Below are 2729 nucleotides of genomic sequence, written 5' to 3'. Positions count from 1 at the left end.
CAAGAAGGTCTGGCCCGCCATGGTGAGCCAGATCATCATCGTGATGCTGGGCTCYGCAGTGTGCGGGCAAATCTCGACGCAGGAACTCTCTTACGCCGCCAACCTGATCCAGGGCCGCAACTTCCGGGCGTTTGAGGCCTTCATCATCGCCACACTGATCTATTTGGTGCTCTCCGTTGCGGTGCGCAAGCTCCTCAACTGGATGGGTCCGAAGTTCCTTTTTGGTCGCTGACTATGCCCCCACGTTCGCTCACTTCGTGTAGCTCTCTGCCCCCCGAGGGGGCGCTGCGCCTGCGGCCCGGCAAAGCCGGTTCCGCGGCCCCTGCTGGCGTCAAGAATCCAGCGCTCAAAAGGAATCGCCGTGATTGAATTCTCAGTCTGGGACATCTTCCGCAACCTGCTGCTCGCGGCGCGCTGGACCGTTGTACTTTCACTCGTCGCCTTCATAGGGGGCGGCATCGTCGGTATGTTGCTGCTGGTGGGCCGGCTGTCAGCCACCCGCGCAGTGCCGGGCGCGCAGAAGGCGGCCCTCTTCACGCGCCGCGCACTGGACGGCTATGTGCTGCTGTTCCAGGGAACGCCTTTGCTGATGCAGCTTTTTTTGGCCTACTTCGGCCTGGCRCTCTTCGGCATCAACGTGCCGGCCTGGGTGGCGGCTGCGGTAGCACTCACGCTCTACACCAGTGCTTACCTCGCCGAAATCTGGCGCGGCTGCGTCGACGCTATTCCCAAGGGCCAGTGGGAAGCCGCGCAAAGCCTGGCGCTCAACTTCGGCGAGCAACTCAAGTACATCGTGCTGCCGCAAGCTGTGCGCATTGCCGTGCCGCCCACCGTGGGCTTTCTGGTGCAGGTCATCAAGGGCACGGCGCTGGCCTCGGTGATTGGTTTTATCGAACTGACCAAGGCCGGCACCATGATCACCAACGCCACCTTCAAACCCTTTGTGGTGTACAGCTGCGTCGCGCTGATGTACTTCGCGCTGTGTTTCCCCGTGTCCCTGTATGCCCGCAAGCTTGAGAGGAAAGCCAGAAATGGACGCTAACGTCGCATCATCCCCCGCAACAACTTCGTCCGACAGGACTCTTGTCGAGATCAATCAACTTCGCAAAAGCTTCGGAGCCAACGAGGTTTTGAAGGGCATTGATCTGGAAGTCAAGGCCGGCGAAGTGATCGCCATCATCGGCAAAAGCGGCTCGGGAAAAAGCACGCTGCTGCGCTGCATCAACGGGTTGGAAGTCTTTCAGAGCGGCACGCTGCGCGTGGACGGCAAGCACCTGTTGCACGACAGTCCGCAGGTCATGCGCGAGCTGCGCCAGCATGTCGGCATGATCTTCCAGAGCTTTAACCTCTTCCCGCACCTGACCGTTGGCAAAAACATCATGCTGGCACCGACGCTGGTCAAGAAGACGGCCGGTGCCCCCGCAGAAAAACACGCGCGTGCGCTGCTGCAACGCGTGGGCCTGGCCGAAAAATTCGAGTCCTGGCCCGACCAGCTTTCAGGCGGGCAGCAACAGCGCGTGGCGATCGCGCGCGCACTGGCCATGCAGCCTTCGGTGCTGCTGTGCGACGAGATCACCTCGGCGCTGGACCCTGAACTCGTCGGTGAAGTGCTGCAGGTCGTGGAAAGCCTCGCCGCCGAAGGCATGACGCTGCTGATGGTGACGCACGAGATGAACTTCGCCCGCAAGGTCTGCGACCGAGTGGTCTTCATGCACCAGGGCCGCGTGCATGAGATCGGGCCGCCCGACGAAGTGTTTTCGAATCCGCAAACCGCCGAGCTGAAGCAGTTCCTCGGGATGATCCAGTAACCTGGGGAATCCATGACGCCCGGCGCCCTGCACATCCCTGCCGGCCACGGCAAGGCGCTGCGCCTGCAGGCCGGGCAAGCCGTGAAGGTCATCAACACCCACGGCACGCAGGTGGTCGATTGCTGGGCGTTCAATGCCTACGACCTGAACGAATTCATGTGCATGGAAACCACCCGCGTGTGGAACCAGCACCTGAATCCTGTCGTCGGCGACTCTTTCGTCACTAACCAGCGCCACCCCATCCTCACCGTGGTGGAAGACAGCACGCCCGGCGTACACGACACCTTCATGGCCGCCTGCGACCGCCGCCGCTATGAACTGTTGGGTGTCAAGGGCTACCACCGCAACTGCTGCGACAACATGTTTGAAGGCATGTTCGAGCTTGGCCTGACGCCGCCACGCGCCATCCTCGCTTCGTTCAACATCTTCATGAACATCCGGGTGCAGCCCGACGGCATCACACTCAAAACCCTGCCCACCGTGACGAAGGCCGGTGACTCAATCACGCTGCGCGCCGAGATGGACTGCTTTGTCGCGTTTTCCGCCTGCCCGCAGGACATCGTGAAAATCCAGGGTGCGGGCGACAACGCGCCGCAGCCGGTAGACCTGGAAGTGCTGCAAAGCACATCAACCCTGCCCGCCAGCGGGCCCTGGATCCCGCAAACCTGACGGGGCCGCGCCAGGCCGCCTTTCCCCCGCTCCGGCAGGGTTGGGTGAGTTCCCGCACAATAGCGGGGACGTCTTTTTTTCGCTCTCAATTTGATAGCTGCTTGCGCTGACTCCGGTTGGACTGAAGGCCAATTTGTTGCCCAACCGCTCGCCCACAACCATGCCTACGCCCTGATCTGCCCACCGGATTCCTGCTGCCCATGACTGCCATGCCGCCCATTCTCTATTTCTTCGCCCTGTGCAACCTCGTGA

3 protein-coding genes and 1 pseudogene are annotated in these 2729 nt (G+C 61.6%); all 4 read left to right on the top strand.

Translation table 11 applies throughout. The features are described 5' to 3' along the window. Window positions 1-232, top strand: a pseudogene (locus AC1D1P_RS20075) (amino acid ABC transporter permease); the annotation flags it as partial. Window positions 233-361: 129 nt separating this feature from the next. Next, window positions 362-1042: an amino acid ABC transporter permease gene (locus AC1D1P_RS20070; protein ID WP_477674180.1), complete on the top strand. Its 681-nt coding sequence runs from the start codon at window positions 362-364 to the stop codon at window positions 1040-1042. Continuing rightward, complete coding sequence (locus tag AC1D1P_RS20065) at window positions 1032-1808, top strand: amino acid ABC transporter ATP-binding protein (RefSeq protein WP_477674179.1); 777 nt, start codon at window positions 1032-1034, stop codon at window positions 1806-1808. Before AC1D1P_RS20070 ends, AC1D1P_RS20065 begins: the two co-directional genes overlap by 11 nt. A gap of 12 nt (window positions 1809-1820) precedes the next feature. Beyond that, window positions 1821-2477: a DUF1989 domain-containing protein gene (locus AC1D1P_RS20060; protein WP_477674178.1), complete on the top strand. Its 657-nt coding sequence runs from the start codon at window positions 1821-1823 to the stop codon at window positions 2475-2477. Window positions 2478-2729 lie beyond the last annotated feature (252 nt).

It is taken from the genome of Polaromonas sp. P1_E1_2 (assembly GCF_056406035.1).
Note: the sequence above shows the minus strand (reverse complement) of the source record. Positions and strands in the feature narration are given on the sequence as shown.

Excerpts from the sequence above, each read along its gene's own strand:
- AC1D1P_RS20065 (WP_477674179.1), top strand. The coding sequence starts at position 1,032 with ATGGACGCTAACGTCGCATCATCCCCCGCAACAACTTCGTCCGACAGG.
- AC1D1P_RS20060 (WP_477674178.1), top strand. The coding sequence starts at position 1,821 with ATGACGCCCGGCGCCCTGCACATCCCTGCCGGCCACGGCAAGGCGCTG.